Source organism: Nonomuraea sp. NPDC049784, from assembly GCF_040659615.1.
In the GTDB taxonomy this organism is placed as follows: domain Bacteria; phylum Actinomycetota; class Actinomycetes; order Streptosporangiales; family Streptosporangiaceae; genus Nonomuraea.
Map to the genome: position 1 here is coordinate 1 of NZ_JBFAMX010001322.1, position 1047 is coordinate 1047.

Sequence of the window (1047 nt, forward strand, 5' to 3'; positions counted from 1 at the left end):
GGCGCGGCGACACCGCGATCGACCGGCTGGCCGCGCGCACGCTGCCGCTCACCGTCGTCGTGCTGCCCAACCAGCCGGGCTTCGATTGGGCGGCCGTGGCGGCGCTGCCCGAGGTCGAGACGCTGACCCAGTTCCCGGTGTCCGGGTTCGGGGTGGCGGGCATCCCCGGTTCCGACGAGATCTCCTCCTTCCCGCCCGTCGACGGGAACGCGCTGAACACCATCGAGCGCCCGGTGGTGATCGAAGGACGCATGGCGCGGCCCGACAGGGTGGACGAGGTGATGGTCAGCTCCCAGTTCCTGGTCACCTACCACAAGAAGGTGGGCGACAAGATCACGCTGGAGCTGATGTCCAAGGCGCAGGCGGCCAGTGATGAGTACGATCTCGCGTCCGAGCCGCCCGAGGGTCCCCGCATCCCGGCGACCATCGTCGGCGTCGTCCGGTCACCCTGGTTCTCCGACAAGGTCGTCGGCGACAAGGGAGTCGTCGTGCCCACACCCGCTCTGTACAACACGTACAAGGAGAACTTCCTCGGCACCCAGGGCAACATCAACGCGCTCGTACGGCTGAAGGACGGCCGCGCGGGGCTGGAGGCGTTCCGCCACGACCTGACCGTCGTCAGCAAGCGCAGCGACATCGACATCTGGGACTGGGAGCTGAAGTCCACCGTGCCGGCCCGCAACCTGAACCACGTCGAGGCCGCCTCGCTGCTGAGCTTCGGGCTGGCCGCGCTGGCCGCGGCCATCGTGCTCATCGGCCAGTCGATCGCCCGCTACACGGCGGCGACCATGGCGGACCTGCGGCTGTTGCGAGCGGTCGGGATGACACCCCGGCAGGCCATCACCGCCGCGTCCGCCGGCCCGTTCCTCGCCGCGGTCGCGGGGGCCACGCTCGCGGTGGTGGCCGCCGCCGTCGCGTCGCTCTGGATGCCCATCGGAGCCGCCGCCCTGGTGGAGCCCGAGCCCGGATTCGACATCGACTGGCTGGTCCTGGGCGGGGGCTGGCTGCTCATCCCGCTGCTGATCCTCGCGGGCACGGCCGCCGCCG

The 1047-nt window shown here is 70.9% G+C and carries 1 protein-coding gene; it reads left to right on the plus strand.

Annotation, left to right across the window (positions count from 1 at the left end; genetic code table 11):
- Positions 1 to 1047 (plus strand): hypothetical protein (locus AB0J09_RS65745; RefSeq protein ID WP_360714755.1); only part of this gene is annotated, 1047 nt, incomplete at both ends.